At 69.4% G+C, this 25,715-nt stretch carries 38 protein-coding genes; 30 read left to right on the forward strand and 8 right to left on the reverse strand.

Features of this window, described 5'->3' with window-relative positions; genetic code table 11:
- Positions 1-17 precede the first annotated feature (17 nt).
- A complete protein-coding gene (locus IE096_RS14845) occupies positions 18-2,102 on the reverse strand; it encodes an MDR family MFS transporter (protein WP_189451932.1) in 2,085 nt (694 codons plus the stop codon).
- Positions 2,103-2,401: 299 nt separating this feature from the next.
- Here IE096_RS14845 and IE096_RS14850 point away from each other — a divergent pair, with 299 nt between their 5' ends.
- From IE096_RS14850 to IE096_RS14860, 3 genes are read left to right on the forward strand one after another with little or no spacing between them, the layout of a single operon-like run.
- The gene (locus tag IE096_RS14850) at positions 2,402-3,058 is read left to right on the forward strand and encodes an HAD-IA family hydrolase (protein WP_189451933.1); all 657 of its coding nucleotides are present in this window, start codon (positions 2,402-2,404) and stop codon (positions 3,056-3,058) included.
- Positions 3,059-3,101: 43 nt separating this feature from the next.
- Complete coding sequence (locus IE096_RS14855; protein ID WP_189451934.1) at positions 3,102-3,707, forward strand: AAA family ATPase; 606 nt, start codon at positions 3,102-3,104, stop codon at positions 3,705-3,707.
- A gap of 43 nt (positions 3,708-3,750) precedes the next feature.
- Positions 3,751-4,086 carry a deoxyxylulose-5-phosphate synthase gene (locus IE096_RS14860; RefSeq protein ID WP_189451935.1) on the forward strand — a complete coding sequence of 112 codons (336 nt, stop codon included), beginning with the start codon at positions 3,751-3,753 and terminating at the stop codon, positions 4,084-4,086.
- 36 nt (positions 4,087-4,122) lie between these two features.
- Here IE096_RS14860 and IE096_RS14865 read toward each other — a convergent pair whose 3' ends face one another.
- A complete protein-coding gene (locus tag IE096_RS14865; protein ID WP_229820208.1) occupies positions 4,123-4,347 on the reverse strand; it encodes a hypothetical protein in 225 nt (74 codons plus the stop codon).
- A gap of 164 nt (positions 4,348-4,511) precedes the next feature.
- On the opposite strand from IE096_RS14865, the gene IE096_RS14870 reads away from it, so the two are divergent.
- Entirely contained in the window at positions 4,512-5,162 is a 651-nt protein-coding gene (locus IE096_RS14870; protein WP_189451937.1) for a hypothetical protein, read from the forward strand.
- Between the two features lie 12 nt (positions 5,163-5,174).
- Here the strand turns inward: IE096_RS14870 and IE096_RS14875 are convergent, their stop codons facing one another.
- Both IE096_RS14875 and IE096_RS14880 read right to left on the reverse strand, forming a co-directional pair.
- Complete coding sequence (locus IE096_RS14875) at positions 5,175-5,756, reverse strand: TMEM165/GDT1 family protein (RefSeq protein WP_189451938.1); 582 nt, start codon at positions 5,754-5,756, stop codon at positions 5,175-5,177.
- Positions 5,757-5,962: 206 nt separating this feature from the next.
- Positions 5,963-6,757, reverse strand: a complete 795-nt coding sequence (locus IE096_RS14880; RefSeq protein ID WP_189451939.1) for an ABC transporter permease — start codon at positions 6,755-6,757, stop codon at positions 5,963-5,965.
- Between the two features lie 242 nt (positions 6,758-6,999).
- Between IE096_RS14880 and IE096_RS14885 the strand changes: the two genes are divergently transcribed.
- From IE096_RS14885 to IE096_RS14895, 3 genes are all read left to right on the forward strand, one after another.
- Entirely contained in the window at positions 7,000-7,641 is a 642-nt protein-coding gene (locus tag IE096_RS14885) for an HNH endonuclease family protein (RefSeq protein ID WP_189451940.1), read from the forward strand.
- A 208-nt stretch (positions 7,642-7,849) separates the two neighbouring features.
- Positions 7,850-8,335, forward strand: coding sequence for a DoxX family protein (locus tag IE096_RS14890; protein ID WP_189451941.1), 486 nt, complete (start codon positions 7,850-7,852; stop codon positions 8,333-8,335).
- A 226-nt stretch (positions 8,336-8,561) separates the two neighbouring features.
- Positions 8,562-9,203 (forward strand): DedA family protein, encoded by a 642-nt coding sequence (locus IE096_RS14895; RefSeq protein ID WP_189451942.1) that lies wholly within the window; start codon positions 8,562-8,564, stop codon positions 9,201-9,203.
- A 93-nt stretch (positions 9,204-9,296) separates the two neighbouring features.
- Here the strand turns inward: IE096_RS14895 and snpA are convergent, their stop codons facing one another.
- Positions 9,297-9,968 carry a snapalysin gene (gene snpA, locus IE096_RS14900; RefSeq protein ID WP_189451943.1) on the reverse strand — a complete coding sequence of 224 codons (672 nt, stop codon included), beginning with the start codon at positions 9,966-9,968 and terminating at the stop codon, positions 9,297-9,299.
- 243 nt (positions 9,969-10,211) lie between these two features.
- Between snpA and IE096_RS14905 the strand changes: the two genes are divergently transcribed.
- Entirely contained in the window at positions 10,212-11,195 is a 984-nt protein-coding gene (locus tag IE096_RS14905) for a LysR family transcriptional regulator (protein ID WP_189451944.1), read from the forward strand.
- A 16-nt stretch (positions 11,196-11,211) separates the two neighbouring features.
- Here the strand turns inward: IE096_RS14905 and IE096_RS14910 are convergent, their stop codons facing one another.
- Positions 11,212-11,466 (reverse strand): hypothetical protein, encoded by a 255-nt coding sequence (locus IE096_RS14910; RefSeq protein WP_189451945.1) that lies wholly within the window; start codon positions 11,464-11,466, stop codon positions 11,212-11,214.
- A gap of 153 nt (positions 11,467-11,619) precedes the next feature.
- On the opposite strand from IE096_RS14910, the gene IE096_RS14915 reads away from it, so the two are divergent.
- The 5 genes from IE096_RS14915 (at position 11,620) to IE096_RS14935 (ending at position 15,902) form a co-directional block, all read left to right on the forward strand.
- Positions 11,620-12,204, forward strand: a complete 585-nt coding sequence (locus IE096_RS14915) for a DUF2975 domain-containing protein (protein WP_189451946.1) — start codon at positions 11,620-11,622, stop codon at positions 12,202-12,204.
- The gene (locus IE096_RS14920) at positions 12,204-12,431 is read left to right on the forward strand and encodes a helix-turn-helix domain-containing protein (protein ID WP_189451947.1); all 228 of its coding nucleotides are present in this window, start codon (positions 12,204-12,206) and stop codon (positions 12,429-12,431) included. The genes IE096_RS14915 and IE096_RS14920 overlap by 1 nt, the downstream gene beginning before the upstream one ends.
- Positions 12,432-12,945: 514 nt before the next feature.
- Positions 12,946-13,788 (forward strand): hypothetical protein, encoded by an 843-nt coding sequence (locus tag IE096_RS14925; RefSeq protein WP_189451948.1) that lies wholly within the window; start codon positions 12,946-12,948, stop codon positions 13,786-13,788.
- 559 nt (positions 13,789-14,347) lie between these two features.
- Positions 14,348-15,178 carry a nuclease-related domain-containing protein gene (locus tag IE096_RS14930; protein WP_229820210.1) on the forward strand — a complete coding sequence of 277 codons (831 nt, stop codon included), beginning with the start codon at positions 14,348-14,350 and terminating at the stop codon, positions 15,176-15,178.
- Positions 15,179-15,341: 163 nt separating this feature from the next.
- On the forward strand, positions 15,342-15,902 hold the full coding sequence (locus IE096_RS14935; RefSeq protein WP_189451950.1) for an HD domain-containing protein: 561 nt from the start codon (positions 15,342-15,344) through the stop codon (positions 15,900-15,902).
- Here IE096_RS14935 and IE096_RS14940 read toward each other — a convergent pair.
- Together IE096_RS14940 and IE096_RS14945 are read right to left on the reverse strand one after the other, a co-directional pair.
- A complete protein-coding gene (locus tag IE096_RS14940; RefSeq protein ID WP_189451951.1) occupies positions 15,890-16,360 on the reverse strand; it encodes an NUDIX hydrolase in 471 nt (156 codons plus the stop codon). The two genes, IE096_RS14935 and IE096_RS14940, sit on opposite strands and share 13 nt — an antisense overlap.
- Before the next feature lie 35 nt (positions 16,361-16,395).
- Complete coding sequence (locus tag IE096_RS14945; RefSeq protein WP_126915220.1) at positions 16,396-17,127, reverse strand: XRE family transcriptional regulator; 732 nt, start codon at positions 17,125-17,127, stop codon at positions 16,396-16,398.
- A gap of 155 nt (positions 17,128-17,282) precedes the next feature.
- Here IE096_RS14945 and IE096_RS14950 point away from each other — a divergent pair, with 155 nt between their 5' ends.
- From IE096_RS14950 to IE096_RS15030, 17 genes are all read left to right on the forward strand, one after another.
- Complete coding sequence (locus IE096_RS14950; protein WP_189451952.1) at positions 17,283-17,627, forward strand: SCO3933 family regulatory protein; 345 nt, start codon at positions 17,283-17,285, stop codon at positions 17,625-17,627.
- A complete protein-coding gene (locus tag IE096_RS14955) occupies positions 17,624-18,988 on the forward strand; it encodes an FtsK/SpoIIIE domain-containing protein (protein WP_189452800.1) in 1,365 nt (454 codons plus the stop codon). The genes IE096_RS14950 and IE096_RS14955 overlap by 4 nt, the downstream gene beginning before the upstream one ends.
- Before the next feature lie 95 nt (positions 18,989-19,083).
- Positions 19,084-19,275 (forward strand): hypothetical protein, encoded by a 192-nt coding sequence (locus IE096_RS14960; protein WP_189451953.1) that lies wholly within the window; start codon positions 19,084-19,086, stop codon positions 19,273-19,275.
- 146 nt (positions 19,276-19,421) lie between these two features.
- Complete coding sequence (locus tag IE096_RS14965; RefSeq protein WP_189451954.1) at positions 19,422-19,613, forward strand: hypothetical protein; 192 nt, start codon at positions 19,422-19,424, stop codon at positions 19,611-19,613.
- Positions 19,614-19,618: 5 nt separating this feature from the next.
- Entirely contained in the window at positions 19,619-19,828 is a 210-nt protein-coding gene (locus tag IE096_RS14970) for a hypothetical protein (RefSeq protein WP_189451955.1), read from the forward strand.
- 259 nt (positions 19,829-20,087) lie between these two features.
- Complete coding sequence (locus IE096_RS14975; RefSeq protein ID WP_189451956.1) at positions 20,088-20,771, forward strand: DUF2637 domain-containing protein; 684 nt, start codon at positions 20,088-20,090, stop codon at positions 20,769-20,771.
- 23 nt (positions 20,772-20,794) lie between these two features.
- Positions 20,795-20,983: a mobile element transfer protein gene (locus IE096_RS14980; RefSeq protein ID WP_189451957.1), complete on the forward strand. Its 189-nt coding sequence runs from the start codon at positions 20,795-20,797 to the stop codon at positions 20,981-20,983.
- Between the two features lie 26 nt (positions 20,984-21,009).
- Entirely contained in the window at positions 21,010-21,195 is a 186-nt protein-coding gene (locus tag IE096_RS14985; RefSeq protein WP_189451958.1) for a hypothetical protein, read from the forward strand.
- Positions 21,196-21,222: 27 nt separating this feature from the next.
- On the forward strand, positions 21,223-21,546 hold the full coding sequence (locus IE096_RS14990) for a SpdD-like protein (RefSeq protein ID WP_189451959.1): 324 nt from the start codon (positions 21,223-21,225) through the stop codon (positions 21,544-21,546).
- Between the two features lie 91 nt (positions 21,547-21,637).
- Positions 21,638-21,826 (forward strand): hypothetical protein, encoded by a 189-nt coding sequence (locus tag IE096_RS14995; protein WP_189451960.1) that lies wholly within the window; start codon positions 21,638-21,640, stop codon positions 21,824-21,826.
- Positions 21,820-21,963: a hypothetical protein gene (locus tag IE096_RS15000; protein WP_189451961.1), complete on the forward strand. Its 144-nt coding sequence runs from the start codon at positions 21,820-21,822 to the stop codon at positions 21,961-21,963. Before IE096_RS14995 ends, IE096_RS15000 begins: the two co-directional genes overlap by 7 nt.
- Positions 21,960-22,139 (forward strand): hypothetical protein, encoded by a 180-nt coding sequence (locus IE096_RS15005; protein ID WP_189451962.1) that lies wholly within the window; start codon positions 21,960-21,962, stop codon positions 22,137-22,139. Before IE096_RS15000 ends, IE096_RS15005 begins: the two co-directional genes overlap by 4 nt.
- Complete coding sequence (locus IE096_RS15010; RefSeq protein ID WP_189451963.1) at positions 22,132-22,443, forward strand: hypothetical protein; 312 nt, start codon at positions 22,132-22,134, stop codon at positions 22,441-22,443. The genes IE096_RS15005 and IE096_RS15010 overlap by 8 nt, the downstream gene beginning before the upstream one ends.
- A complete protein-coding gene (locus tag IE096_RS15015) occupies positions 22,443-22,865 on the forward strand; it encodes an ASCH domain-containing protein (protein WP_189451964.1) in 423 nt (140 codons plus the stop codon). The genes IE096_RS15010 and IE096_RS15015 overlap by 1 nt, the downstream gene beginning before the upstream one ends.
- Complete coding sequence (repSA, locus tag IE096_RS15020; RefSeq protein ID WP_189451965.1) at positions 22,858-24,243, forward strand: replication initiator protein RepSA; 1,386 nt, start codon at positions 22,858-22,860, stop codon at positions 24,241-24,243. Before IE096_RS15015 ends, repSA begins: the two co-directional genes overlap by 8 nt.
- On the forward strand, positions 24,240-24,428 hold the full coding sequence (locus IE096_RS15025; RefSeq protein WP_189451966.1) for a helix-turn-helix domain-containing protein: 189 nt from the start codon (positions 24,240-24,242) through the stop codon (positions 24,426-24,428). The genes repSA and IE096_RS15025 overlap by 4 nt, the downstream gene beginning before the upstream one ends.
- Positions 24,428-25,573 carry a site-specific integrase gene (locus tag IE096_RS15030; RefSeq protein WP_189451967.1) on the forward strand — a complete coding sequence of 382 codons (1,146 nt, stop codon included), beginning with the start codon at positions 24,428-24,430 and terminating at the stop codon, positions 25,571-25,573. The genes IE096_RS15025 and IE096_RS15030 overlap by 1 nt, the downstream gene beginning before the upstream one ends.
- Positions 25,574-25,715: the final 142 nt, after the last annotated feature.

A 25,715-nucleotide genomic window follows, 5' to 3' on the forward strand; every position in this document is an offset into this window, starting at 1 on the left:
TACAGGCGGTGGTCGGGTTACAGGCGGTGGTCGGGTCTGGCGCCCGCCGCGCCGCCGTCGCGGGGCTGTTCGGCGTCGGAGCCGCACAGTTCGCGGTTGAGCTCCTCGACGAGGCAGCGCAGATCGTGGGGGCGGTCGGCGGCCGTCCACCAGTCGCCCAGGAGTTCCGCGAGCATCTGCTCGCGGGCGCGGAAGAGTTCGTCCGCCACCTGTCCTCCCGCGTCGGTGAGGACGAGCTCCAGCCCCTCGCGCCGGACCAGTTCCCGGATCTCCAGCTGGCGGGCGCCCTCGGTGACGACGCGCAGCGGGACGTCCACGCGTTCGGCGAGGATCGCGGGCTCGGCGTGGCCGTCTCGTTTGATGCGCAGCAGCAGCCAGTTGGCGGCGGGTTCGAGGTCGACTCCGGCCCGTTGGCCGATCTTCTCGTAGACCTTGCGGCGGCCCTCGCGGCTGCCGAGGAGGGAGAGGGCGCGGGCGACCTCGTCGCGCGAGGAGCGCTCGACGGGGTTGCTGGCGACGACCTCGCTGGTGTCGGGCGCGGTGACGCTGCCGCGCAGCGGCTCCTCCCTGAGCAGCCAGGCGAGGGCGAAGGCGAGGAGGGCGGGCGGCACGGCGTAGAGGAAGACGTCGGTGATCGACTGGGAGTAGGCGGCGAGGACGCCGGTGCGCTGGGCGGGCGGCAGCCGGTGGAGGACGCGGGGGTCGGACTTGAGGGCGTCGGGCGTGACGCCGGGCGGCAGGGGGACGCCGGCGAGGGCGTCGGCGATCCGGGGGCCGAGCTTGTTGGTGAAGATCGTGCCGAAGATCGAGACGCCGAAGGACGCGCCGATGGAGCGGAAGAACGTGGCGCCGGAGGTGGCGACGCCGAGGTCCTGGTAGCCGACGGAGTTCTGCACGATCAGCACGAGGACCTGCATGACGAGGCCCAGTCCGAAGCCGAAGACGAAGAAGTACGTGCTCATCATCGCGGTGCTGACGGCCGGGTCGAGCTGGTGGAGCAGGAGCAGGCCGATGGTCATCACGGCGGTCCCGGCGATGGGGAAGACCTTGTAGCGCCCGGTGCGGCTGACGATCTGGCCGGAGCCGGTCGAGGCGATCAGCAGGCCGGCCACCATCGGCAGCATGTGCACGCCGGAGAGGGTCGGCGAGACGCCGTGGACGACCTGCAGGAACGTCGGCAGGTAGGTCATGGAGCCGAACATCGCGAAGCCGACGACGAAGCCGATCACCGAGCAGAGCGCGAAGGTGTGGATCCGGAAGAGCCCCAGCGGCAGGACGGGCTCGGCGGCGCGCCGCTCGACGAGCACGAAGGGCAGGAGCAGCGCCACGCCCACCACGCCCAGCCCGATGATCTGCCAGGACGACCAGGGGTAGGACGTCCCGCCGAGCGAGGTCATCAGCACCAGGCAGACGGCGACGGCGGCGATGAGGAAGGTGCCGAGGTAGTCGATGCGGTGCGGGACGCGGCTGGCGGGGATGTGCAGGACGGCGGCGATCACGGCGAGGGCGACGATGCCGATGGGGAGGTTGACGTAGAACACCCAGCGCCAGCTGAGGTGGTCCACGAAGAGCCCGCCGAGCAGGGGGCCCAGCACGCTCGTACCGCCGAAGACGGCGCCGAAGAGGCCCTGGTAGCGGCCCCGGTCGCGGGGCGGCACGATGTCGCCGACGATCGCCATCGACAGCACCATCAGCCCGCCGCCGCCCAGGCCCTGGAGGGCGCGGAAGCCGATCAGCTCGGGCATGTTCCGGGCGAGGCCGCAGAGCGCGGAGCCGATGAGGAAGATGACGATGGCCGTCTGGAAGAGCTTCTTGCGCCCGTACTGGTCGCCGAGCTTGCCCCACAGGGGCGTGGCGGCGGTGGACGCGAGCATGTAGGCGGTGACGACCCAGGAGAGGTGCTCCAGGCCGCCGAGGTCGCTGACGATCGTCGGCAGGGCCGTGGAGACGATCGTCTGGTCGAGGGCCGCCAGCAGCATGCCGAGCAGCAGCGCGCCGATCGCGACGCGCACGCCGCCCTTGGGCAGCCCTTCGCCGGGTATGGCCGGCGCTCCGGGGGCGGCCTGGGCCGCTCCGGCCGGGCCCGGGACGTCCTGGGCCATGGACAGCTCCTCGGGTTCGGGTCGCTCGGGGTGGGATCGCTCGGGTTCGGGTCGCTCCTCCCATGGTCGTCCGGACGGGCGATTCCGGCCCGTCGGACTACGCCGATCCAGCCCGTTGGACTGCGCTCGGACGGCACTCGGACTGCCCTCGGAGGGCGCTCGGACGGCGCCGACCAGGGCCGTTGGCGCTCGACCGGGTCCGTTTTGTATCTTTGAGAAACAAAGTGGCTCCACCCGCACTCCCTGACCGGTGGGTGGAGCCACTTGTCTTCTTCCGCGCGCCGCTCTGGAGCTGCCCCATGACCACTCTCACGGCCCGAGCCCTCCTGCTGGACATGGACGGCACGATCGTCAACTCCGACGCGGTCGTCGAGCGCTGCTGGCGCGGCTGGGCGGACGAGCAGGGCCTGGACGGCGACGAGGTCATGAAGGTCGTCCACGGCCGCCAGGGCTACGCCACCATGGCGGCCCTCCTCCCGGACCGCCCCATGGAGCGGAACCACGAGGAGAACCGCCGCATGCTGGCCGCCGAGACGGCCGACATGGACGGCGTCGTCCCCGTCCCCGGCGCCCCCGCCTTCATGGCCGCCCTGGAGCGGCTGCCGCACGCCCTGGTCACCTCGGCCGACCGCGCCCTGTCCGACGCCCGTATGGGCGCGGCGGGCCTGCCCATGCCGGCGGTGCGGGTGACGGCCGAGTCCGTCAGCGCCAGCAAGCCGGACCCGGAGGGCTTCCTCAAGGGCGCGGCCGAGCTGGGCTTCGCCCCGCAGGACTGCGTCGTCTTCGAGGACTCCGAGGCGGGCATCGCGGCGGGCCGCGCGGCCGGCATGCGCGTCGTGGGCGTCGGCCCGCGCGCGGCCGCCCACGGCCCGGACGTGGCGGTGCCGGACCTCACGGCGGTGCGGGTCGAGACGGACGCGACCGGCGGGATCGTCCTGCGGATCACGACGGGCTGAGGCGGGCGGCGGGCGGCGGGCGCGTCGGCGTAGGCTCGCGCGCATGCTCCTGTGGATCAACGGCCCCTTCGGGGGCGGCAAGACCCAGACGGCGTACGAACTCCACCGCCGCCTCCCCGGCAGCGTCGTCTGCGACCCCGAGCACGCGGGCTTCGGCCTCCACCGGATGCTGCCGCCGGCGCTGCGGGGCGACTTCCAGGACCTGCCGGTGTGGCGCCGGGCGGTGTACGAGGTCCTGGGCATGGCCCTGACCGGGCACACCACGGGCCCGGTGATCGTCCCCATGACGATCGTGAACAGCACGTACTTCGCCGAAACGGTCGGCCGCCTCCGCGACGACGGCCACGACGTCCGCCACTTCGCGCTCCTCGCCCGCCGCGAGACGGTCCTGCGGCGGCTGCGCGAACGCGGTCTCGGCGCGTCCCTGCGGCGCGAGACCTTCGCGGTGTCGAAGCTGGACGAGTGCCTGGAGCGGCTGCGCGCGGAGGATTTCGGCGAGCACATCCGGACCGACGCCATCACGATCCCCCAGATCGCCGACAAGATCGCGACCTCGACGGGCCTCCGGCTCACCCCGAACACGGACGGCCCGCTGAAGGGCCGCCTGCGCCGGGCGTGGACGGGCGTGAAGCACATCCGCTTCGACTGAAAAATACGAAGCCCGACCGGCTTGCCCGCCCTAAACTCCCCGGATGCCCCACGGAAAGACGTCGTACGTCTGCCTCCCCTGCCGCGCCTCGTACAAACAGCCGTACCCCGGCCACCACGAACACGAGCGCGTCTGCCCCCGCTGCGCCGCCCCGCTGATCCACGTGGGCTCGGCCTTCGCGGCCCCCCGCCGCCGCGACAAGGCCGCGTGGCGAACCCTCTCCGTCCTGCTGAACGCCGGCATCCGCTTCCACAAGTCCTGCTGCGGCGGCCCCGGCTACCGCCCGCGCACCCTCAGCGAGGTCCGCGAACGCATGACGTACGCCCGCCGCACGGGCGAACCATTCGCGCGGGCGCTGGTGCGGGGGGAGTTGCCGTAGGGGCACGCTGCCGCTTGAGGCAGCGGTAATCGCAACCTACGGCTGCCCCAGGGCGAGGTTCGCGCTGACGACCAGCTCGACGGCCCTGCCGCCGTCGGCGAACGCCGTGCGCCGCGTGCTCGACTTCCGGCCGCTCGGGCGGGCGTTGGAGCTGGCCGAGCGGACGGCGCTGTGCGCGCCGACGGCGTCCGGACGCGGGCACGCCCGCGAAGTCGTGCCGTACCGCCGCCGTGAGCTCCTGCGTCGGCTGCGCGAGGCCAATCGCCGGAGCAGCGCGGGCAGACCCTGGACCCGCGCGCCCCCGCACGCGCTGCCCGCGCGCCCCCGTGCTTCACGGGCGCGCTCCGGCGCGGTTGCCAATCCACGCGCCCCGCACTGGAATGCGGAGCCGACGGGGCATCAGGCGCCGTGAGAGGAGTCCGATCGTGATCCACATGACCGAGACCCTGGCCGTCCAGACCGTCGAGGGTTTCCTCACCCCCGATGAGACAGCAGAACTCACCAAACTCCTCGACGAGCACCTCGTCGCCACCGGCTGGCGGCCCGCCCGCCCCAGTGACGGGCTGGTGGCACCCGGCGAGGTCCAGGAGATCCTGGCGGCCGGCGTCGAGCGGGCGCTGCCCGCCATCCGGCGCGCCTTCCCGTCCGTGGCGGTCGCCACCCCGTGGGACTACCACGACCTCCGCCCCGGCGACAGCATCGAGCCGCACCTCCACGGCGTGGACGAGCCCGGCCGGCGGCGACAGCGCGTCGCGCGGGTGGCCTTCCATCTCCAGGAGGCCGACCAGGGCGGGGCGTTCTACATCGAGACCGCCTCCTCCGAGGCGCTGTGGACCGACCGGACCGCCGGTTCCGACAGCGCTTTCCTCCCCGGTACGCGCTTCGCGCGAGAGATCTCGCATCACGGAGGGCTCGACTCCGCCGCCGCGCTCGCCCGCGTCCCGCGCACCCGCTGGACGAGCGCCCCGCCCGCCCGCACCGCCGTGGTCTACGGCGCCCAGCTCGTCCACGGCGTGGAGACCGTCCGGGCGGGGCGGCTGCGGAAGCTGATCACCAACCTGCTGAGCGACGGCTGACGCCGGCGCGCGTCAGCCCATCACCGCCTCGTACAGGCTGAAGGCCGCCAGCGCCAGCATCACCAGCGCCGCGATCTTCGTGATCAGCGTCAACGGGACGTAGCGCATCAGGGTCTTGCCGCCGGCGATGCCCAGGCCCGCCACGGCCCACAGGCCGAGCGTCGCGCCCACGCCCACCGACACGGGGTCGTCGTAGCGGGCGGCGAGGTTGGCGGTCATGATCTGGGTGAGGTCGCCGAACTCCGCGACGAGGATCAGCATGAAGCCCGCGCCGGAGACCTTCCAGAAGGACTGGTCGGCGGGCTTCGTGATCTCTTCCTCGTCGTCGTCCTTCTTCAGCAGCAGCATCGCCGCGCCCGCGAGGAAGAGGACGCCGACGATTGCCTGGAGGAGGCGGTGCGGAAGGAGGGTGAGGAGGCTGCCGGCCGCGATCGCCAGGGCGACGTGGACCAGGAAGGCCGCCGCGACGCCCGCGAAGACGTACGAGGCGCGGTAGCGGGTGCCGAGCATCAGGGAGGCCAGGGCCGTCTTGTCGGGGAGCTCGGCGAGGAAGATCACGCCGAAGACCAGGGCGGCGACGGTGAAGCTGAACACAGGGACGGTTTCCTCTGTCATCGGTGGGAGAAGACGCTCCCGCACCGCGAGCAGCACCTGTGTCAAGGAATCAGGGGTCGCTTCGGCACGGCAGCGTCGTGGACACTGCGGCCGAAGGTCTCGCTGGCCGGTGCGCACAGAACGCACGGCCTCCGGGCGCCGGCCGGGCGCGAGGCCCAGCAGTATGTCGACGGTCCGGCGAAGAGCTACTCCCCTTCTGCTCCCCCCAGCGTACGTGATCGGCCGAGCAGCCCGCGCGCGACGAGCTCCAGGACGACCGCCACCGCGACCGCCTGCACCGCCAGCAGCGCGACCAGGACGAAGAGCTGCACCACGCCCGCGAGCAGCGGGGACGCCCCGCCCAGCAGCATTCCCACGAAGGCGCCGGGCAGGGTGACCAGGCCCACGGTGCGGGTCTGGTCCAGGCCCGGCAGGAGGGCGTCGGAGGCGGCCGGGCGGGCGATCTCCAGGCGGGCCTCGCGGGGGAGGAAGCCCAGGGCCATGGCGGCCTCGACCTCGCCGTGCCGGGTGCGCAGCTCGTCCAGGGCGCGCCGGCCGGCCAGGACGGTGGCGGTGAGGGCGCCGCCGATGAGGATGCCGGTGACGGGGACGAGGGCGACGCCCTTGGCGGGCACGAGCCCGGTCAGCAGCAGCGCGAGGACGACCGGCAGCACGCCCGCGGCGATCGGGACGGCCGCCCACCACCAGGTGCGGTCGTCGGTGAGGCGGCGCCCGGCGGTGCGGACGGCGACGGCGAACATCAGCAGCAGGAAGCCCGCCAGCAGCGGCACGGCCCGGACCACCCAGCCGATGAGCGATGCGACGACGGCCAGCTGGACGGCCGCGCGGAGCCCGGCGAGGGCGATGGCCCGCGCGTAGCCGCGCTCGCGGCCGTCGGCGAGGCGGGCGACCGCAGCGACGGTGACGGCGGCCGCGAGCAGGACGGCCAGCACCACCCCGAGCGTGGTGTTGGCGGGCAGCAGGACGGCGGCGGCGAGCACGCCGCCACCCTACGGTCGGCACGCCCGCCGCAGCGCGCGTGTCAGGCCCGCCCGCCGCGGCGCGAGGTACGCCCGCGCGCCACGGAATGGGTGATTCCCCATCAACTCCCTTCCGGAAAGCCTTGCTTTGACATGCGCGCGTCGCCATCCTGACATCTGGCGACCACCCCCCGTACCTCCGCCACCAGCAAGCTGGCCGCGCTCCAGCGGCCCGTACCCCCTCCACCACCAAGGGAGTTCCCATGCCCAGCGTCTACGCGCGTCGCTCCGCCATCGCGGCAGGCCTCGCCGCCCTGGTCGGCACGCTCGTGCTGAACGGACCGGCGGCCCAGGCCGCGCCGCCCGCCCCGGTCGACGGCGCCACCGCCCGCGCCTACCTGGGCCAGCTGACGGTCGCCTCCGAGGGGCCGATGACCGGCTACAGCCGCGCCAAGTTCCCGCACTGGATCACCCAGCACGGCGAGTGCAACACCCGCGAGGTCGTCCTCCAGCGCGACGGCAAGGACGTGGAGCAGGACGACCGCTGCGCCGCCGTCGCCGGCACCTGGGTCTCGCCGTACGACGGCGCGACCTGGGACGACGCCTCCGACATAGACATCGACCACCTCGTGCCGCTCGCGGAGGCGTGGCGCTCGGGCGCGAGCCAGTGGACCAACGCGCAGCGCCAGGCGTTCGCCAACGACCTCACCCACCCGCAGCTGGTCGCGGTGACCAACAGCGTCAACCGGGCGAAGGGCGACAAGGACCCGGCGAAGTGGATGCCGCCGCTGAAGTCCTACGCCTGTACGTACGCGCGGATGTGGGTCGACGTGAAGCACACCTACAAGCTGTCCGTCGACTCCGCGGAGAAGAACGCCCTGACGGGCATCCTCAACGGCTGCTGACGGATACATCTCGACGGGGGCGGGCGCGGTGACCTGGGTCACCGCGCCCGCCCTCCCGCTTCCTCCCGCCCCCTATTCCCCGATCAAGAAAATGTGACATCATCCAAAACTGAATTATTGAACTTGCAAGCATTGATTAGGTCCTCCTAACCTGAAGCCCTCGTCGTTTCCCCGTCCCCGATACGACCTGATACGAGGAGCCCACCCCATGTCCCCCACGCCCACCGCCGCGTCCCCGACGGCCGGCGCGAACACCTCCGCCGCGGCCGAGTCCACGCTCTCCGCACGCCTCGACGCCGCCCGGCCGTACGCGCTGTCGCTCTTCCGCGTCGTCGTCGGCCTGCTCTTCGCCTGCCACGGTGCCGCGTCGCTCTTCGGCATCCTCGGCGGCGCCGCGGGCAGCCACGGCGGCACGATCCCGGCCGGCACCTGGCCGGGCTGGTACGCCGCGGTGATCCAGCTGGTGGCGGGCGTGCTCGTACTGCTGGGCGCCGGCACCCGCAGCGCCGCCTTCATCGCCTCCGGCTCGATGGCGTACGCCTACTTCGACGTCCACCAGAGCATGGCGCTGTGGCCGATCCAGAACGGCGGCGAGGCCTCCGCGATGTTCGCCTGGGCCTTCCTGCTGCTGGTCTTCACCGGCCCGGGCGCGCTGTCGGTGGATCGTTTCCTCGGCCGCGGCAAGCAGGGCTGAGCGAGCAGCCGAGCAGGCTGAGCAGGGCAGAACCGAGCGGGTCCGTACCGGACCGGACACATCCGGTACACATCCCGACATGTCCGTGGGGTGCGTGATGCGAACAACATCACGCACCCCACGCTCTTTTCCCGGCCACTTCAGGCGTACGCTGTACGGTTGTCAAGGCCGCCCCTGCCGCTCCCCTGCGACGTCGCGGCGGGGGACCGTACCGGGAGATCAGGACGTGCTGGAGCAGTTGGGGGCCTTGGCCGGAACCCCATGGATATACGTGATCGTCGGCTTGTCCGTCCTCCTGGACGTCTTCCTGCCCGTGCTGCCCAGCGGGGTGCTGGTGATCACCGCGGCGACCGCCGCGGCCGGCTCGGCCGCGGGTGCCGTCGGTGACGCCGCCGCCCATGGCCACGCGAGTTTCTCCGACATGTTCCCGCTGGTGCTGTGCGCCGCCACGGCCTCGGTGATGGGCGACATGGTCGCCTACCGCCTCGCCTGGCGCGGCGGCGACCGCTTCGACCGCGCGATCGCCCGCTCCCGCCGCCTCACCGCCGCCCAGGACAGGCTGGGCGCGGCCCTGCTGCGCGGCGGCGGCCCGCTCGTCGTGCTCGCCCGCTTCGCGCCCGCCGGCCGCTCGGTGGTCAGCCTGGGCGCGGGCGTGATGCACCGCCGGGTGGCCGAATTCCTCCCCTGGTCCGCGCTGGCGGGCCTGACCTGGGCCGCGTACAGCGTGAGCCTGGGCTACTTCGGCGGGCAGTGGCTGGGCGCGAGCTGGCTCAGCACGGCGGTGTCGGTGTTCGCGCTCTTCCTGGCGGGCTCCGGGGCGGTCTACCTCATGCGCCGGCCGGAGGAGCCGGAGGCCCAGACCTCCTAGCCCCCTCTACAGACGTCACGGCCCGGCTCCTTCCCGGAGCCGGGCCGCGCGCTTTCCCCTACCGCGACTACGCGACGACGCGACGGCGTGGGGTCAGCGGACGATCTTGTTGAGACCCTTGTCGAGCGCGCCGGCCTTCAGGCCGTTCGCCCAGAGCTGGTTGACTCGGCTGCGCTCGGTGCTGTTCGGGTACGGGTTGGTGCAGGACGGGCCGGGGCCGCCACCGGACATCAGCTCGCTGCACGGGCCGGAGTAGTGGTCCGGCAGACCGAGGACGTGGCCGGTCTCGTGCGCGGTGACGCGGGTGGAGTCGTACTGCTCGTTCTGCTGGTAGTCGAGGAATATGTAGCCACGACCGTGCCCGTCGGTGCTGGCGTACGAACCGCGGGAGTCGTTGCCCTCGTAGTATCTGAAGTCGGCGTTGGAGCCGGCGCGCAGCTGAACGTTCCGGACGGAGCTGTTCCAGATCTGGGCGCTGTTGGCTATCTCCTGCGCGAAGCTCGGCGCGCTGCTCGGGTCGTAGGTGACCGTGACGACGCTCAGCTGCGGGTTGGCGGCCTGCTTGGCCTTCGCGGACTTCATCACGGCGTCGAAGAACGCCTTGTTGTCGGCCTGTTCGGCCGCCGAGCCGACGTAGGCGGACCGCGAGGCGACCGTGCTGGCCTGCGAGGAGCTGTGGTCGACCGCCACCGCCGGTCCGGCGGTCATCACGGCGGCGAGGCCGAGGCCGAGCGCGGCCGACAGCACCATCGAGGAGCGATTCATGTGGGGGACTCCATTCATGCCGAGAACCCGCTTCGGCCGTCACGAGGTGGGACGCGACGACAGGGGTTCACCGGGTGAACTCTTGTTCCCCATGAGTCTCTGACGAGTTATCAATGGTGCGGATGATGCCAGTTGGCCATAACGCCATCCAATCGCCTATCCTCCGCCACCCTCGCCGCACCACCCCGTTCAACTGCCCCGATGCGTCCGGGATGTGTCTGGTGTGACGTACGGGGCGCGGATATGCTCCCCCTCGTGGAGCTTGAGGTCAGGCACCTCCGTGCACTTTGCGCCATCGCGGACACCGGAAGCGTACGGAAGGCCGCGGTGCAGCTCGGCATGACCCAGCCCTCGCTCACCACCCAGCTCCGCCGCATCGAGAGCACCATCGGCGGGCTGCTGTTCACCCGGGGACAGACCGGAAGTCGCCCCACGCCCCTCGGCCATTCCGTCCTCTCCCGGGCCCGGCCGATCATCGCGGAGATGTCGGCGCTCGTCACCGCCGCGCGGGAGGCCGCCTGCGGTGTCGGGGGCCTGCGGCTGCGCATCGGCAGCATCGGCAGCCGGGCGGTGACGGGCTGGCTGCGCCGGATCCACCAGCGGCTGCCGGAGACCGATACGACCATCCATATAGAGGTGTCCTCGAACACCCTCCTCCAGCTGCTCGCCACCAATCAGCTGGACGTCGCGTTCGTCCACGAGGCGGCGGGCTTCCCGCTGCACGTGCCGGCGGGGGTGGAGCGGCGGGTGCTGATCGCCGGTGAGCCGCGCTTCGTCTCGCTGTCCGCCGCGCATCCGGCGGCGTCCCGGCCGCTGGTCCGGCTCGCCGAGCTCGCCCACGACGCCTGGATCGTCGACCCGACGGCGGACGAGGAGGCCGCGGCCCTGCGCCGGGTCTTCACGGCCACCGGTCTGGACCCCCGCCTCGTCCACGTCCGCGACAACACCACGGCCGCCGACCTCGTCGCCTCCGGCGAGGCCGTACGCCCCTGCCAGCCCACCGCCGACCCGGCCCCCGGCACGGTGATCCGCCCCCTCGCCGGCGACCCGCTCACCGCCCAGCTCTCCCTGGCGTCCCGCCACGGCTCCTTACCGCTGCGCGAACTGGACGCGCTCTACGGCGACTTGATGGCCTCCTACGTGGCCGCGGCCGAGGCCAGCCCCACGTACCGCACCTGGCTGGACCGCAACGGCAGCCCCCTCCTGCCGTCGGTGGGCAGTCACTGAGCGGCCGCTTCCCGCCTCACCGGCCCATCCCCACCAGCGCGCAGACCCCGAACCCGCTGACCAGCACGGCCAGCCCCGCCACCACGACGCCCGCGGCCGCCCCCTTCCGCCCGCCGCCCCCGTCCGGCCGGACCGCGCGGACCTCGCGCACGGAAGCCACCGCACTCGCGACGGCGAGGAACGGTGCGGCGACCCAGGTGACGTAGAGGAACCAGGCGAGGAGCGCCGCGACACCCAGCACCCACGCCCTCGGCCCGTGACGCGCCTCCATGCCGGACTCCTCCCCGTTCGCCCGCTACGACCTCGACCGTCCGGCCCCATCGTGCCACCCGGTCGCGGAGCGGTCCCGACGACCCCCGACTTGTCGAATATCGATATGGTCCCCTAGTCTCCGGCATATCGAAAAACGATAGGGGTGGACGCTGTGAACACACGACTCACGAGGACCCTGGCCTCGGTCACCTTCGCGCTGGCGGTGCTCTTCGGGCTCGCCTTCGCCGGCACGGGGGTCACGCACATGCTCGACGACGGGGCGGTCTGCGTGGAGACGCACTTCTGGCGCAACGCCTCGCTGGAAGGCAGCCTGCCGACCGTCAAGGGCGTGACGGCTTCCGCCAGCACCGAGCGCCTCTGCCAGGACAGCCCCTCCGCGGGCCAGCGCGCCGCCGACCTCGGCGGCCGGCTGCCCTGGCTGCTGTTCGCCTCCCTCACACTGCTGCTCTTCTCCCGGCTGATGAGGGCCGTCGTGCGGCAGGGGCCGTTCACCGACACGGTGGCGCAACGGCTCTCCGTCCTCGGCTGGTTCGTGGCGGTGGGCACGCCGCTGGCCGGGCTGGTCGTCGGCTGGTCGCAGTCCTGGCTCGTCGGGAGCATGGCGCCGATCGTGGGTTCCGGGCCGGAGGTCTCCGGGTCGATGGCGCTGGTCCTCGCCGGCCTCGCCGCGGTGATAATGGGGAAGATCATGCGCCAGGGCGTGCGAATGCGAGAGGACCTCGAAGGGACCATCTGATGCCCGAAGAGGAACTCCACTCGATCCGGATCCATCTCGACCGGATCCTCGCCGAGCGCGGCATGACGCTCACCGAGCTGTCGGCACAGGTGGGCATCACCGTCGTCAACCTGTCCGTGCTCAAGAACGGGCGGGCCAAGGCCATCCGCTTCTCGACCCTGTCGAGGATCTGCGAGGTCCTCCGGTGCCAGCCGGGAGACCTGATCACCCACGATCCCGCCGGGTAGCCGCCGTGGAGACGCCGAAGGCCCCCAGCCGTGACCGGCTGGGGGCCTTCGTACACGTGGGCACAGACGGATTTGAACCGCCGACATCCGCTTTGTAAGTTCGATCCGAACGCCGAATCGCGCCGCGTTGGGGCCCCACGCCTCGATTCGCGCTCCGTAGCGATCCGCTAGCGTCCGGACGCATCCGCCCTCGTTGGTGTCAAGCGTCGATGTCAGGCTGCCCTCGATGCGAACCTACGAGCATAGCGGTCGCTAAGGATTCCCGGACATGTCTGGTGGGCGTCCAGAGTTCGTGATGGTCGACCGGGGGCGAGGCGGTTGCCGTACTTCTCTACTGCCCCGCTGTTTCCCGTCTCGTGCACGTGATCCGCTGACAGGTCTCGGGGTCTTTCAGGCATCCGTGGGCCCATCGCTCGCCCCTAGGCCCTCACGCGAGCATTTAGGCATGATCCAGCTCCCATTGTCAGAGGTGTCAGGTACCTTCCCACTGAGGCGCGAGACCTAGGGAGGGGCATTGGCGGAGCAGCCGACGCGTGAAGAGGGGTCTAGCACCCCGCAGCACGCTCGCACGTACGAGGAGATCATCAACGACCCATGGACCACGGGCGAAGAGAAACAGCGTGCCATGGCGGACTCGCTCCTTGGCCACATGGCGGCGCTTCTGTTTCAACGAGGTGACTCCGCGCACCTGAACTTGCTCCTACGTGTCCGCACCGCAGTCATCGAGTATGACGGGGACTCACAGACGAATGATCTATGGCTTGAGATCGACCCGGGTGACGAAGCGGCTTTCACCAGCGAAGCAAGGGAACGCCTCACAGATGCGTTCGAGCGAGTCAGCAACCGCCTCGGCTACGGCGTGACGTGGATCGGCTTCCGTGAGACCTTGCCACAGGTTGGCCCAGACTGGCGCCAGCGACTGCAAGAGATGATGAGCGCTGATCGGCCGACTAATCAAGCACGGCGCACCATGCCCGAGAAGCCCCAGTGGGTACTGGATCGACTCGCGTTCACGAATGCTGGCGAGCGGCGTGTGTACCAGGCTCTCAAGTACATGCAGGAGAAGGAGCTTCCTTCGGAGGAAACCATTTCGATTTTTCCGCTGCCCAACGGCAGGGTTCCGGGTCACACCTGGGAGCCCGATCTGCTCGTGACCTACAGAGGCCGGGCCGGTGTGCTGGAGATCGACGGTCCGAATCATCGCGCGCGGCGAGCCATGGACACAACGCGTGATCATTTGCTCCGGGATGCTGGGATCGCGTATGTCGACCGGATCCCAGTGGAGGCCATCGAGAACCCACAAGAGCTGTCGACCACGCTCAAGAGGTTCCTCCGGCGTCTGAGTGAGTACCGCTAGTCCGATCCCGATCCCCGGGAGCGCCTTGCTCTAATGAGCAACGAAGCGAGGGTGCGAAGGCGCTTCTTGAACGACTGCCGCTGCTTCGACATCGAAGTCGAGGGCGGCTCCGGGGCTTTGGCCGGTGTCCTGCCCGGGTTGGGGTCGAGCATGGTCAGGGGGCCGTACGCTGGTTGGCAACTCGGGCAGGCTTCACCCCTGCCCGCAATGTGCACGAGTGGCCCCCTGGCCTTGCTCGACGCGGGACCCGAGCCGGGGAGGTGGGTAAAGCCCCGGAGCCGCCCGGACCCCCCACCGGCTGGCGCTTCTCTCTTCTGGTCCTGGCCGTGTCGTCTGAGGGCGCGCAGAGGCGCAGGCGCGCGGAGCGGGCCGAAGGCAGGAGCGGCAGCGCGACCGGAGCCGCAGCGCGCCCGGCGGAGCGACAGCGGAGCCGGGAGCCTTGATGGAGTAGAGAAACTTTGACCGGGCAGGCCGTCTTGTGGTCATGGGTCCTGGCTGCTGCCATATGGGCGGGGATGACACGAAGCTGGGGGGGGCTCGTGTGGATGAGCTAAGGATCGTGGAGGGGAACCAGCCCGGGCGAGACCGCGTTTTTGCGGTGCTGCCAGATGGCGTGGCCGTGGCGTGGCTCGATCGCACGACAGATGAGGTCAAGATCCTTCGAGAGGAGTATGGGCCTGCGGCGCTTGAGGCTCTGGCTCCATACAGGACGCACCCGAACGGTGACCTGCCGAAGGTGCAGCGGACTCAGCGGCCTTTGTTGCCGCCCCTCACGCCAGATCTTGATCTAGCTCGCAACCGCGCGGGGGAGCTGCTGAGGGAGAAGCTCGCGTCCGAGGGGCCGAACCCGTTCGAACGCTTCCTCTCCTGGCTCCTACGTCGCGACTCCGAGTGGGACTCATGGCGCGTGGGACTGACGGGCGAGCGACGGGTCGGACGTGAGCTTGAGCGTTTATCCGGCCAGGGCTGGCGAGCCTTGCACTCGATCCCCTTGCCGAACTCGGTGGACATAGATCACCTGCTGATAGGCCCGGGCGGGGTCTTCAACATCAATACCAAGAACCACCGAGGGAAGAGCGTTTGGGTCGGCAATGACTCTGCCAGGGTCAACCACGGCCCATGGCAGCCGTACACACGCAAGGTCCGAGCCGAGGCGCGACGAGTACAGCGCGTGCTGGAGTCCCACAGCGGCACGACGGTTCAGGTTCAGCCCGTCTTGGTCTTCGTCGGCGTCTCGGATTTGGAGTCGGCTTCCACCCTCACCGACGTGCGGGTATGGGAACAACGGAAGATGGCTACTCTCGGCCCGATGTCGGGGAGGCTTTCTCCAGAGGAGATCGAGACCCTTTATACGATCGCCCGCCACCGAAGCGCCTGGCTGGAAGCCTGAAGGCAGCGAAACCAGCGTCCTCAGGTGAGCTGACGTCCATCATGACAGGCCAGCGCACAACCGGGGCGAGCCAGCCATCCGAGGCTATGGCAGGGTCGCCGGCCTACCCTGTGGGTCGGGTGATGCTGTCCGAGTCCCACGGTCCTGGGCTACGGTGCGATGCATGCCGCTCGCACTTGACACACCTCTCGGAGCCGAAGAACTGGCCGGATCGATGTTGCCTCCGCTCGGGAACAGGTGGCTTCATACCCAGGCAGTGGCGGAGCGTGCCAGCGAGGCAAGTCCTGCCGTACCTGCGGACGAACGTGGTCTGCTCGTGGCTGCAGCTTGGCTCCATGACATCGGGTACGCGCCAGAGCTGCGTGAAACCGGGTTTCATCCACTCGACGGTGCCCGCCATCTAGAGGCACTGGGAGCACCTCTCCGGTTGGTTCGACTCGTTGCCCATCACTCCGGTGCGGTCTACGAGGCCGAACAACGTGGCCTGACTGCAGAACTGGCGCAGTACGAACGTGAGGACAGTCCGCTTCTGGATGCACTAATCTTCGCGGACATGACGACGGGCCCCTCGGGGCAGCGCTTCTCCTTCGAACAGCGCATGCGCGAGATCTTGATTCGCTACGAGCCTGGAAGCGCGGTCCACACCGCGATCAGTAACGCACACCCCTATCTCGCCGCTGCTGTTGAGAGAACCCACCAGCGCCTCTCGGATCAGCCCAAGTAAGGGGTGGAACGGTCCGACAGGCCGTGATCGATCCTCATACGCATCGAAGGGTGAATGTTCAACTCGTTCAGCTTGTGAGGGTGAATGAAGGCAACTTCCTTGCTCTCGCTGCTCGTCCTCAGTGCTCCGCCGGTGATCCGTGCGGTGAAGCAGATAGAGAACTGCTGGCGCACTTCCCCGTCGTCGTAGGCCATGACATGGGCTGGGTTGGTATACAACCCGACGAGGCCGGTCACTTCGATGTTGAACCCGGTTTCTTCCCAGGTCTCTCGAACAGCAGCGTCCACAGCGGATTCACCTACGTCCACCCCACCGCCTGGCAGCGCCCATAGGTCGTTGTCTGTTTTGTGGATCAACAGGACTTCCCCAGCGTCGTTCCGTGCGACAACGGTCACTGAAGGAACGATGCTGTTCGCTTCCGGAGCGTTCGGATCATTGAAGTAATCGACGCGAGCCATGTGCCTAGCGTCCCACGGACCATGGCGCGGTAACCCTAGGCCCGGGTGGCCCGCTCCCACGCGTAGTCGAAGCTCTTCAAGTAGTGGCGGAACGTGCGGGCTCCGGGGATGTAGCGGAAGTGCAGCACTGGGTTCTGACCGGCCGGCGCCCCAAGGACATGCGGGTTTACCAGGACGTCGTCATCGAACCGGTAGATCGAGTTGTAGAGGATGGTGTCGTGTAGCCGCACCTCGATCCCGGGCGTCGTCATGGCCGGTTCGAGGTAGCGCCGCGTGATGCGTGCGCGGGCAGCGAGATCCCCTCCGATGCCTTCCTCCTCACCACGCTGCCGCACCATCTCGGAGTCGGGGTCACCGAGGAGGATGCGGATTGCGGCCCCTGCCTTGGCTTTCTCCGCGAGTTGATCAGGCAGGTCTGGGTGGCTGTCGAAGAGGAAGAGACCGGCGTACACGAGGATTTCCAGTTGACTCTTGGTCTTATCGATCAGGGAAGACCACAGCGAGGCAGGCACCGCCCCTCGGTGAGGGTAGTAGGTGACGAGCTCTGATGAGCTGGCCGTTTCCACCTGCTTCTCAACGCTCGGCCACAGGTAGAGCTCATCAACACCGAGGAAACTGGCGGCTTTCCACCTGTGGCCCCGGTGCGGTGTGCGACCTGTCGTGATCCAGCGTTCGACGCTCTTTGGATCAACTCCGACGTGATCGGCCAACGATTGAATGGTCTCGTTCTTTACTGAGATCGCCGCGCGTAAGCGCTCGTTCGCCATGGTGCCGTGCCCTTCCGAGGGACGCCGGGACGTTTTGACGGTAGCGGAGACGTCCCCAAACGTCCATACGGACCGTGATGTGTCCACTACCTCTGGCGGTTTCCTGATGGTGCCGACGAAAAGTCAGCACCCCCTCGAAAAGCAGGAGAAGTCAGATGCGCCAAATCCCCGTGGACACCTCACAGATGACGCTGATGCTGATCCAACAGCCGGAGAAGAAGGTCAAGAACAGGGAGACCGGGGAGATCGCCCGGGACCGCGCCACTGATCAGGCGCTGTTCAACGTGAATGTAGCCGTCATTGTGGACGGTAAGCCGGACGCGGTCACGATCGTGGTTCCGGAGGATGGGATTGCTGAGGCCCTGGTGCCGGGTATGCCGGTGGCTCTGCCGGGTCTGGTGGCGCGGCCGTGGGAGAACAACAACGGTCACGGCATCAGCTACCGGGCTGCCGCTGTGATGGCGAACGTGCCGGTCGCCGCGTCCAACGGCAAGGGCTGAGCGCCGTGAGTGCCGGGGACGTCCTCTTACTCGTGGCTCTCGGGCTGGCGGGTGTGGGGCTGCTGGTTCTGCGGCGGCTGCGGCCGGTCTGGTACTGGCTGAGCGTCGGTGCGCTGATCACGCTGGTGCGGGTGCTGGTCACCTACCGGTCCGTGATGGAGGCGTGCGGGCTGACCGAGCGGCCGACACGGCTTCGGCTGTGGCTGGCCAGGGTGGCCGATCGTGAGCCGACGCGGCTGATCCCGAAGCTGCGACGGGTGCGGGTTACCCGGACCGGGATGATCCTGCGGATCCGGATGCAGCCCGGGCAAGAGCTTCACGACTTCGTGGTCGCCTCGGAGCGGCTGCGGCACTCCTGGCGGGCGCATGGCGCCTATGTCCGGTCGGTCAAGCCAGGGTGGGTGGAGATCCGGCTGATCGCCTATGACGTACTGCGGTCGGTGGTGATGCCCAAGGGGCTTCCCGAAGGACTGCTGCGGGTGCCGGTCTCGCTGCGCTCCGATGGCCTGCCGCACTGGAGGGACTACCGGACCACCCCGCATGAGCTGACGATCGGCGCGACCGACTCGGGTAAGTCCGTCTACCTCCGAGGACTGATCAAACGGCTGGCGTCCAAGCCAGTGGCCCTGGTCGGCATCGACTGCAAGTGGGGGGTGGAGTTCTCGCCCTTCGCCCCGCGCCTGTCAGCCCTGGCCTGTACTCCCGAGGAGGCTGGCGTCCTGCTGGACGTCCTCGTGACCGAGATGACCGAGCGCTACGACTTGATCCGCGCCGCCCAGCACCTTGCACCAGATACGCCTCCGGAAGAGATCACCTCCGATGTCTGGGGTCTTCCCGAGGACATCCGTCCCGTCCCGGTCGTCGTGATCATCGATGAAGTCGCGGAACTCTTCCTCGTGGCCACGGCTGCCGAGGAGAAGCGGCGGGACCACATGATCACGCAGTTGATCCGTCTCGGCCAGCTCGGCCGCGCCGCCGCGATCTACCTCGAGGTGTGCGGACAGCGCTTCGGCTCCGAACTCGGCAAGGGCGCCACCGCTCTACGGGCGCAGCTCTCCGGTCGTACGGTCCACCGCGTCAATGATGAGGGCACCGCCAAGATGGCCCTGGCCGACATCAGTGCCGCTGCCGTGGTGGCGGCAACGAGGATCGCGGAAGACCGCCCCGGGGAAGCCGTGGCCGGCGACTCCTCCGGCGGCTGGACGGTCATCCGCAGCCCCTTCACCTCGCTCCACGACGCCACCGCCGCCTGCGTCCGGTACGCGCACCTGACACCGGACCTCCCGGCCCTGGCCTCCTTCCGCCCGGCCACCGATCCCACCCCGGGCGAAGAAGCGGTCCCGGTGTTCGAGACCGCCTGACCCACCCCCGCTCCACCGGTCGGCGCGACCGCATCGCGCCAGGTCCCTACCCCGCCCATGCCCGAAACCGGGCGTGACAACAAGAGGAGAAGCTCATGGCTCGTCGGTTCAAGAACTCGGATGAGGCTCTGACCGTGCAGGAGAACGACCTCAAGTGCCGGGACCGTGCCCGTAAGTGGGGCATGGAGGAGAGCGCCAAGAAGTGGCAGGCCAGCGCCGACCACTCCCTGGAGGAGTGGATCCGGCTGACCGAGGAGGAATTCAACGCCTCCCGCCGCAACAACTAGATCTGACGGTTGCCTGATCCGCCCGGCTCCTGTCGGGCGGTGACGGGGAGCACTTCAGCTCTGACCATCCCTGATCCACCGGTCGGCGCGACCGCATCGCGCCAGGTCCCTACCCCGCCCATGCCTGATCCCGGAAGGAGATCGCTGTGTCCCGACGTACCGACGACTACGACCGCAGCGCCCGCATCACACAGAGCGCCTGCGACTACGCCGAACAGATCGGAGCCGACATCGAATTCGCCTCGGTCATCGTCGGCTCGATGGTCGAGCAGGGCCGCCGTGAGCGTCGAGGCGAATACCCGCCCGAGGGCCACGACTACCCCGGAAAGGACCGGTGACCACTATGAGCACGGAGTACGAGGCGAGGTTCGCGGACAACAGTCTTCACGCCCACCTGGCACATCAGATCGGTGACTACCTCAGCGACCCCAACCATGACTCGGAGTTCGGTGCGGTCCTCTACTCCTCCAGCGTCGCGGAGTTTGCGGCCAAGGAATGGGACGACTATCCGCCCGAGGGCCACGGCTACCCCTCTCACCACCATGACAGGTGATCGACGTGGCCACTCGTAAGAGCTCTCGCGGCAAGACGGCCAAAGAGCCCTGCCCTGACTGCCGTGAGGGACGGGTCTCGGAAACGTTCAAGGTCGGGGGTCGCAAGAAGCGCGACAGCTCCGATCGGCAGGAAGCCCTCTGCCTGACCTGCATGGGATCCGGCGAAGCCACTGGCTGACCCACCCGGGGCCGGACGGCACATCATCCCGCCGCCCGGCCCCGGGGGCCGCCCCACTCCTTTGGAAGGAGGACCGTGCGATGACCCGACCGCCCCGCCTCGACCTGGTGCTCGTGCAAGCGGTGATCGCCGGGGCCCTGTCCTTCGCCCACCTGCACGACATCGCCCAAGCCGCCGGACAGGACGGATGGAAAGGCTGGGCTTACCCGGTCTCCGTCGACCTGCTCCTCGTTGCCGCCTGGCGCCGCCTGCGCTCCGGATCCGGCACCCGGCTCGGGTGGGCATGGTTCCTCATCGCCCTGGTGGCCTCGCTCGGCGCCAACGTGGCGACCGCCGGATTCCTCGACCTGGCACACCCGCCCGCCTGGCTGCGGATGCTCGTGGCCGGCTGGCCCGCCGCTGCCTTCCTCGGCGGCACCCTCCTGGCCCACGCACCCCGCCCCACCGACGAACCGCTGCCCGAGCCGACCACCACCCTGGCGCCGGAGGAACCGACCGAGGCGCCCGCATCGGAGGAACCCCCGGCCGACGAGCCCCAGCCGGAAGCCGCTCAGGCCGAGGAGACAGTGCTCGAACCGGCGGCCCCCGCCCCGACGCTTCCCGCGCCTGCCCTGACGGCCCCGGCCGCGCTCGTGGCCCACGCCCGGAAGATCGCCGACGCCTACACCGCCTCGACCGGCCAGCCGATCGACGCCGAGACCTTGCGCGCCCGCCTCGGTGTCCCGGTGCCCATGGCCGAAGCCATCGCCGCTCAACTCACCTAAGCCCACAGAAGGGATGAACACTCATGCGCCGCAAACGCTTCTGGAACCACGACCAGGTCGGACAGGTCCAGGTCGCCACCCACGTCGACCGCCACGGCCGGACCGCCCACACGGCCACCTGCACGGCCCCGGGCTGCAACTGGTCGGGCGAGTACCTCAACCGCTCCGCCGCCGAACTCGCCGCCCAGAACCACCGCTGCTCGCCCCGCTGACCGGCTCGACCAGAAGGAGCCCCGTCATGAACGTCCCGCTCTGGTTCGCCATCGCCATCGCCGCCTACCTCGGCGTCAAGCTCACCCGCGTCCCGGCCTGGATGGTCGCCGTACTGCTGATCGCCGGGTTCCTCCTGGCCCACAGCTTCTTCGGCAGCCTGATCGGCTCCGGCCTCAACGGTGGCGCCTCCGTCCTCGGCGGCTCCAAGTAACCGCAATTCGCAGAAGAGAGGCACCCGATGTTGCGCCCGAAAGTCCCGACCAACCCCACGCTCAACCGCACCCTCGTCCCGCTGGACGACTCCTCGGCTGAGCTCGACGTGCAGCCGGTCGCCCCGGTCGTCTGCCAGCACCACGCCCCCGCCCCGACCTCGGTGGTTCGTGGGGGAGTGCACCTGACGGCCGGTGCCACGGTCGCCGCCATCGGTGCGGGCACCGCTGCCGTGCTCGTCATCGGCACGGTCCTGGTCGGGATGTTCCTCGCCATCTCCATCACGGCCGGCTCGCTCGCCGTGGTCGCGCTGGTCGCCCGCTCGATCCTCAACGACCAGAGCAAGCGCTAAGCGATCCCCGGGGCGGCCTCAACCGCCAAGTTTCCGCCGCCCCGAGGACCCGAGCCCCCTTCACCTCAATCAGCAAAGGGAGAACCCCATCATGCCCGAGCACGCTCACGCCTTACGCCGCCGCTGCTCCGACTGCGATGGCTTTTCGGCCGTCGCCGTCACCACCGGAAGCCGCACCCCGGCCGGTCACCGCGAGACGGTCACCGCCCTCTGCCCGTCCTGCCGGGGCACCGGCACCACGCGCCGTTCGGCCCGGACCGAGGCGGGTGCGACGTGCTGACCTACATCGACTTCTTCTGCGGTGCGGGCGGCTCCTCCTCCGGCGCCGTCACCCCGCCCGTCGCCGAGATCCTCATCTCCGCCCTCGCCGAAGCCATCACCGGTTCGCTCCTCGACCGCCAGGAGGTGGCCCGGTGACGCTCCTGGACTGGCGCGACCACAAGCACTTCGACCACAGCGGCGACAAGCCGTGCGTGTGCTGCGGCAAGCCGACTCCCCTGCGCTCCGATCGCGGAAAGCCCGTTCACAAGGTCTGCGCGGAGCGCTGGTACGACACCCACTCCCGCGAGAAGGGGGACAGCGAACATGCGTAAGCCCACCCGCGACGACCCCGGCCTGTACGTCTACGCCCCCGCCGGTGACGAGCGTCGACCCGAATTTCCCCCCAGCCCGAGCGGCCTTGAGCTCACCAACTGCGTTCCCGAAGACCGTGGCGACACTCCCCGCGCCGCTTACGCCTGCCACTGCGGCAAGACCGTCGAAGCCACCGGCGTGAGCCAAGTCCAGGGGCTGGTCAAGAACTGGGACGACCACGGCAAGTCCTGCCCGGACAAGACGGATCGTCCCTGGGAGCGTCGCGGCATGCCTCTGCGTCCCCGGAATGGCGGGCGGCCCTGATGAACCACACCGACGTTCGCGTACTGACCCTGCGACAGCCCTGGGCGAGCTGCATCGCCTACGGCACCAAGCGCATCGACAACCGCACCCAGCAGACCGACTACCGGGGCGTCGTCCTGGTCCACGCCGGACCGAACACCGATCACACCGCGTGGAACCTGCCCCTGACCCGCCCGTTCCTGCGCCGCCCCCTGCCCTCCACCGCGATCCTCGCCGTGGCCCTGCTGGAGGACTGCCACCCCGATGACGGCTACTGCACCCTGTGGTCCGCCCACGAGCGCTGGCACTGGCGCCTGACCACCGTGATCCCCCTGGTCCGGCCGGTGCCCTGCCCCGGCGGAACCGACCGCCTGTGGACCCCGTCGGCACCCCTGCTGACCCACCCCCGCATCTGCGAAGCGCTGGAGGCGGCCCGTGCCTGACCTGCTCGACCCGACCACCCTGGGCGACCTGCTCAGGGTGGCCTCGGCCCCCGACTTCGACCGCTGGAAAGAACAGATCCGCCGTACCGGAGGCTGCGCCGACCCCATCCACCTGCGCGGCTGGACCGCCACCCGGGACACGACCACCGGCGAGATCCTCCACCGCTACAGCACCGACACCGAACCCGGCGGACGGCTGCGCATCGCCTGCGGCAACCGCCGGGCCTCCCGCTGCCCTTCCTGCGCCTGGCTCTACGCCGGGGACACCTACCACCTCATCCGCGCCGGACTCGTCGGCGACGACACCAAGAACATCCCCGCCGCCGTCCGCGACCACCCCCGCCTCTTCGTCACACTCACCGCCCCGTCCTTCGGGCCCGTCCACAACCAGCCCGCCACCGGACGCTGCCGCTGCGGCACCCACCACCGCGACGACGACCCGACGCTCGGCACCCCACTCGACCCGGACACCTACGACTACGCGGCCGCCGTGATGTTCAACAACCACGCCGGGGAACTATGGGCCCGCTTCACCCGCCGCCTCCGCCGCGAGATCGCCCAGCGCATCGGACTGACCCAGCGCGAATTCCCCGCCTTCCTGCGGGTCTCCTTCGGCAAGGTCGCCGAGTTCCAGAAGCGCGGCGCCGTCCACTTCCACGCCGTCATCCGCCTCGACGGCCCCCTCGGACCCCTCACCGGTCCGCCCCGCTGGGCCACCGTCGACCTGCTCACCGACGCGATCCGCGCCGCCGTCGCCCACCCCTACACCACCGTCAAAGTCCCCCCGGACGACGAATCCGGCTACCCGGGCTGGACGCTGCGCTGGGGCACCCAGCTCGACATCCGGCCCATCCAAGCCTTCGACACCGGCCACGACATCACCGAACAGGCCGTCGCCTCCTACGTCGCCAAGTACGCGACCAAAGCCGCCGAGACCACCGGCATCCTCGACCGCCGCATCGGCGAACTCGCCGAACTCGATCATCACCCCGCCCTGCCCGGCCACACCCGCCGCCTCATCCGGGCCTGCTGGGACCTCGACCAGGCATACCCCGACTGCCGGCTCTGGGCCTGGGCCCACATGCTCGGCTTCCGGGGCCACTTCTCCACCAAGTCCCGCCAGTACTCCACCACCCTCGGCGCCCTCCGTCAGATCCGCGCTGACTACCGCGCCGCCCAGCAACGACGCGCCCTCGGCCTGCCCGACAACGGCCCGGACACCACTCTCGTCCTCGCCGACTGGCAGTACGCCGGACACGGCCACACCCCTGGCGAATCCGCCCTCGCCGCCGGAATCGCCGAAGCCATCCGCCTCAACCGCGAGACCGCCCGCGAAGCCTCGTACGACCCACGCCCGCCGGAAGGAGCCGCCGCATGACCACCACCCACATCGAGCTGCTGACCGTGCCAGAGGCCATGGCACTGCTCCGGCTCGGACGCTCCAAGGTCTATGACCTGATCCGCTCCCGCCGCCTGGCATCCATCAAGGTCGACGGCGCCCGCCGCATCCCCGCCGACGCGGTACGCACCTTCATCCTCGACCTGATCGAGGAGGCTGCCTGATGGCCTCTCAGCGCAAGCGGAACCCCAACGGTGCGGGCACGATCACCAAGCGCAAGGACGGCAGGTATCAAGCCGCCGTCTATGTGCTCCAGCCCGACGGAACCCGTGCTCGCAAGTTCGCGTACGGAAAGACGTGGGCCGAGTGCGATGCCAAGCGTCGTGAGCTGCTCAACAAGGTCGACAACGGCGTACCGGTGCCGACACGGTCCGCGAAGCTGTCCGAGTGGCTGCCGTACTGGCTGGACAACATCATCAAGCCGCACCGAAAGCCGACGACCTACTCGAAGTACGAGATGCACGTCCGTCTCTACCTGGTCCCCAGGCTGGGCAAGAAGACCCTTGAGAAGCTCAGCGCGCGGGATGTCAGGAGAGCTCTCAAAGAGATCACAGCAGCCGCGACTGCCGCGACCGCGCGGGAGTCACACCGTGTGCTTCGCTCTGCCTTGTCGGCAGCGTGCCGTGAGGAGCTGATCACGCGGAACGTGGTCAAGCTGGTCGAAGCCCCAAAGGTAAGCCCCTACGAAGGACGGGTCTGGACGCTGGGGCAGACAGCGGACTTCATCCTGACCGCCCGCCGTGATCCGCTCTATGCGGCGTTCATGCTGGCCATCGGTCTGGGTCTGCGACGCGGAGAGCTTGTCGGCCTTCGGTGGCAGGACATCGACTTCGAGAGCCGGACGCTGCAAGTGCTCAAGCAACGTCAGCGGGTCATGGGTGAGAACTATGAGGACGACACCAAGAACCGTCGCAAGCGCACACTGCCACTTCCCTTACTCTGCGTCGCCCCACTGCGGTGGCAGCGTCTGCGGCAAGAGGCCATGCGGGTCAAGGCCGGGTCGTCCTGGCACGAGACGGACCTGGTGTTCACCACGCGCACCGGTCGCCCGATCGAGGGCAGCAACGTCCTGCGCTCGTTCTACCGGCTCACCGACAGGGCCGGCCTTCCCCGCATCCGCGTCCATGACGCCCGACACGGCGCCGCCACGCTCCTCGCCGTCGGCAATGTGCACCCGCGCGTGGCGATGGAGATCCTCGGGCACAGCAAGATCAGCGTGACCATGGACGTCTACACCCATGTGCCGGATGAGCTGAAGCGCGACGCCATCGCGCACATGGACCGGATGCTCGGGCGCCGCCCTCGTTGATGTCATCCGTAGATGTCAAAGACCCCCAGTCTTGATCGACTGGGGGTCTTCGCGCTGGTGGGCACAGACGGATTTGAACCGCCGACATCCGCTTTGTAAGTTCATCCTTCATCGCCGCCAGCGGTTTCGAGTCTCGTCGGGT

Origin of the sequence: Streptomyces abikoensis (genome assembly GCF_014648775.1) — a bacterium.
In the GTDB taxonomy this organism is placed as follows: domain Bacteria; phylum Actinomycetota; class Actinomycetes; order Streptomycetales; family Streptomycetaceae; genus Streptomyces; species Streptomyces abikoensis.

Excerpts from the sequence above, each read along its gene's own strand:
- IE096_RS14845 (WP_189451932.1), bottom strand. The coding sequence starts at position 2,102 with ATGGCCCAGGACGTCCCGGGCCCGGCCGGAGCGGCCCAGGCCGCCCCC.
- IE096_RS14850 (WP_189451933.1), top strand. The coding sequence starts at position 2,402 with ATGACCACTCTCACGGCCCGAGCCCTCCTGCTGGACATGGACGGCACG.
- IE096_RS14855 (WP_189451934.1), top strand. The coding sequence starts at position 3,102 with ATGCTCCTGTGGATCAACGGCCCCTTCGGGGGCGGCAAGACCCAGACG.
- IE096_RS14860 (WP_189451935.1), top strand. The coding sequence starts at position 3,751 with ATGCCCCACGGAAAGACGTCGTACGTCTGCCTCCCCTGCCGCGCCTCG.
- IE096_RS14885 (WP_189451940.1), top strand. The coding sequence starts at position 7,000 with ATGCCCAGCGTCTACGCGCGTCGCTCCGCCATCGCGGCAGGCCTCGCC.
- IE096_RS14890 (WP_189451941.1), top strand. The coding sequence starts at position 7,850 with ATGTCCCCCACGCCCACCGCCGCGTCCCCGACGGCCGGCGCGAACACC.
- snpA (WP_189451943.1), bottom strand. The coding sequence starts at position 9,968 with ATGAATCGCTCCTCGATGGTGCTGTCGGCCGCGCTCGGCCTCGGCCTC.
- IE096_RS14905 (WP_189451944.1), top strand. The coding sequence starts at position 10,212 with ATGCTCCCCCTCGTGGAGCTTGAGGTCAGGCACCTCCGTGCACTTTGC.
- IE096_RS14910 (WP_189451945.1), bottom strand. The coding sequence starts at position 11,466 with ATGGAGGCGCGTCACGGGCCGAGGGCGTGGGTGCTGGGTGTCGCGGCG.
- IE096_RS14920 (WP_189451947.1), top strand. The coding sequence starts at position 12,204 with ATGCCCGAAGAGGAACTCCACTCGATCCGGATCCATCTCGACCGGATC.
- IE096_RS14935 (WP_189451950.1), top strand. The coding sequence starts at position 15,342 with ATGCCGCTCGCACTTGACACACCTCTCGGAGCCGAAGAACTGGCCGGA.
- IE096_RS14940 (WP_189451951.1), bottom strand. The coding sequence starts at position 16,360 with ATGGCTCGCGTCGATTACTTCAATGATCCGAACGCTCCGGAAGCGAAC.
- IE096_RS14945 (WP_126915220.1), bottom strand. The coding sequence starts at position 17,127 with ATGGCGAACGAGCGCTTACGCGCGGCGATCTCAGTAAAGAACGAGACC.
- IE096_RS14950 (WP_189451952.1), top strand. The coding sequence starts at position 17,283 with ATGCGCCAAATCCCCGTGGACACCTCACAGATGACGCTGATGCTGATC.
- IE096_RS14960 (WP_189451953.1), top strand. The coding sequence starts at position 19,084 with ATGGCTCGTCGGTTCAAGAACTCGGATGAGGCTCTGACCGTGCAGGAG.
- IE096_RS14970 (WP_189451955.1), top strand. The coding sequence starts at position 19,619 with ATGAGCACGGAGTACGAGGCGAGGTTCGCGGACAACAGTCTTCACGCC.
- IE096_RS14975 (WP_189451956.1), top strand. The coding sequence starts at position 20,088 with ATGACCCGACCGCCCCGCCTCGACCTGGTGCTCGTGCAAGCGGTGATC.
- IE096_RS14980 (WP_189451957.1), top strand. The coding sequence starts at position 20,795 with ATGCGCCGCAAACGCTTCTGGAACCACGACCAGGTCGGACAGGTCCAG.
- IE096_RS14985 (WP_189451958.1), top strand. The coding sequence starts at position 21,010 with ATGAACGTCCCGCTCTGGTTCGCCATCGCCATCGCCGCCTACCTCGGC.
- IE096_RS14990 (WP_189451959.1), top strand. The coding sequence starts at position 21,223 with ATGTTGCGCCCGAAAGTCCCGACCAACCCCACGCTCAACCGCACCCTC.
- IE096_RS14995 (WP_189451960.1), top strand. The coding sequence starts at position 21,638 with ATGCCCGAGCACGCTCACGCCTTACGCCGCCGCTGCTCCGACTGCGAT.
- IE096_RS15010 (WP_189451963.1), top strand. The coding sequence starts at position 22,132 with ATGCGTAAGCCCACCCGCGACGACCCCGGCCTGTACGTCTACGCCCCC.
- IE096_RS15015 (WP_189451964.1), top strand. The coding sequence starts at position 22,443 with ATGAACCACACCGACGTTCGCGTACTGACCCTGCGACAGCCCTGGGCG.
- IE096_RS15025 (WP_189451966.1), top strand. The coding sequence starts at position 24,240 with ATGACCACCACCCACATCGAGCTGCTGACCGTGCCAGAGGCCATGGCA.
- IE096_RS15030 (WP_189451967.1), top strand. The coding sequence starts at position 24,428 with ATGGCCTCTCAGCGCAAGCGGAACCCCAACGGTGCGGGCACGATCACC.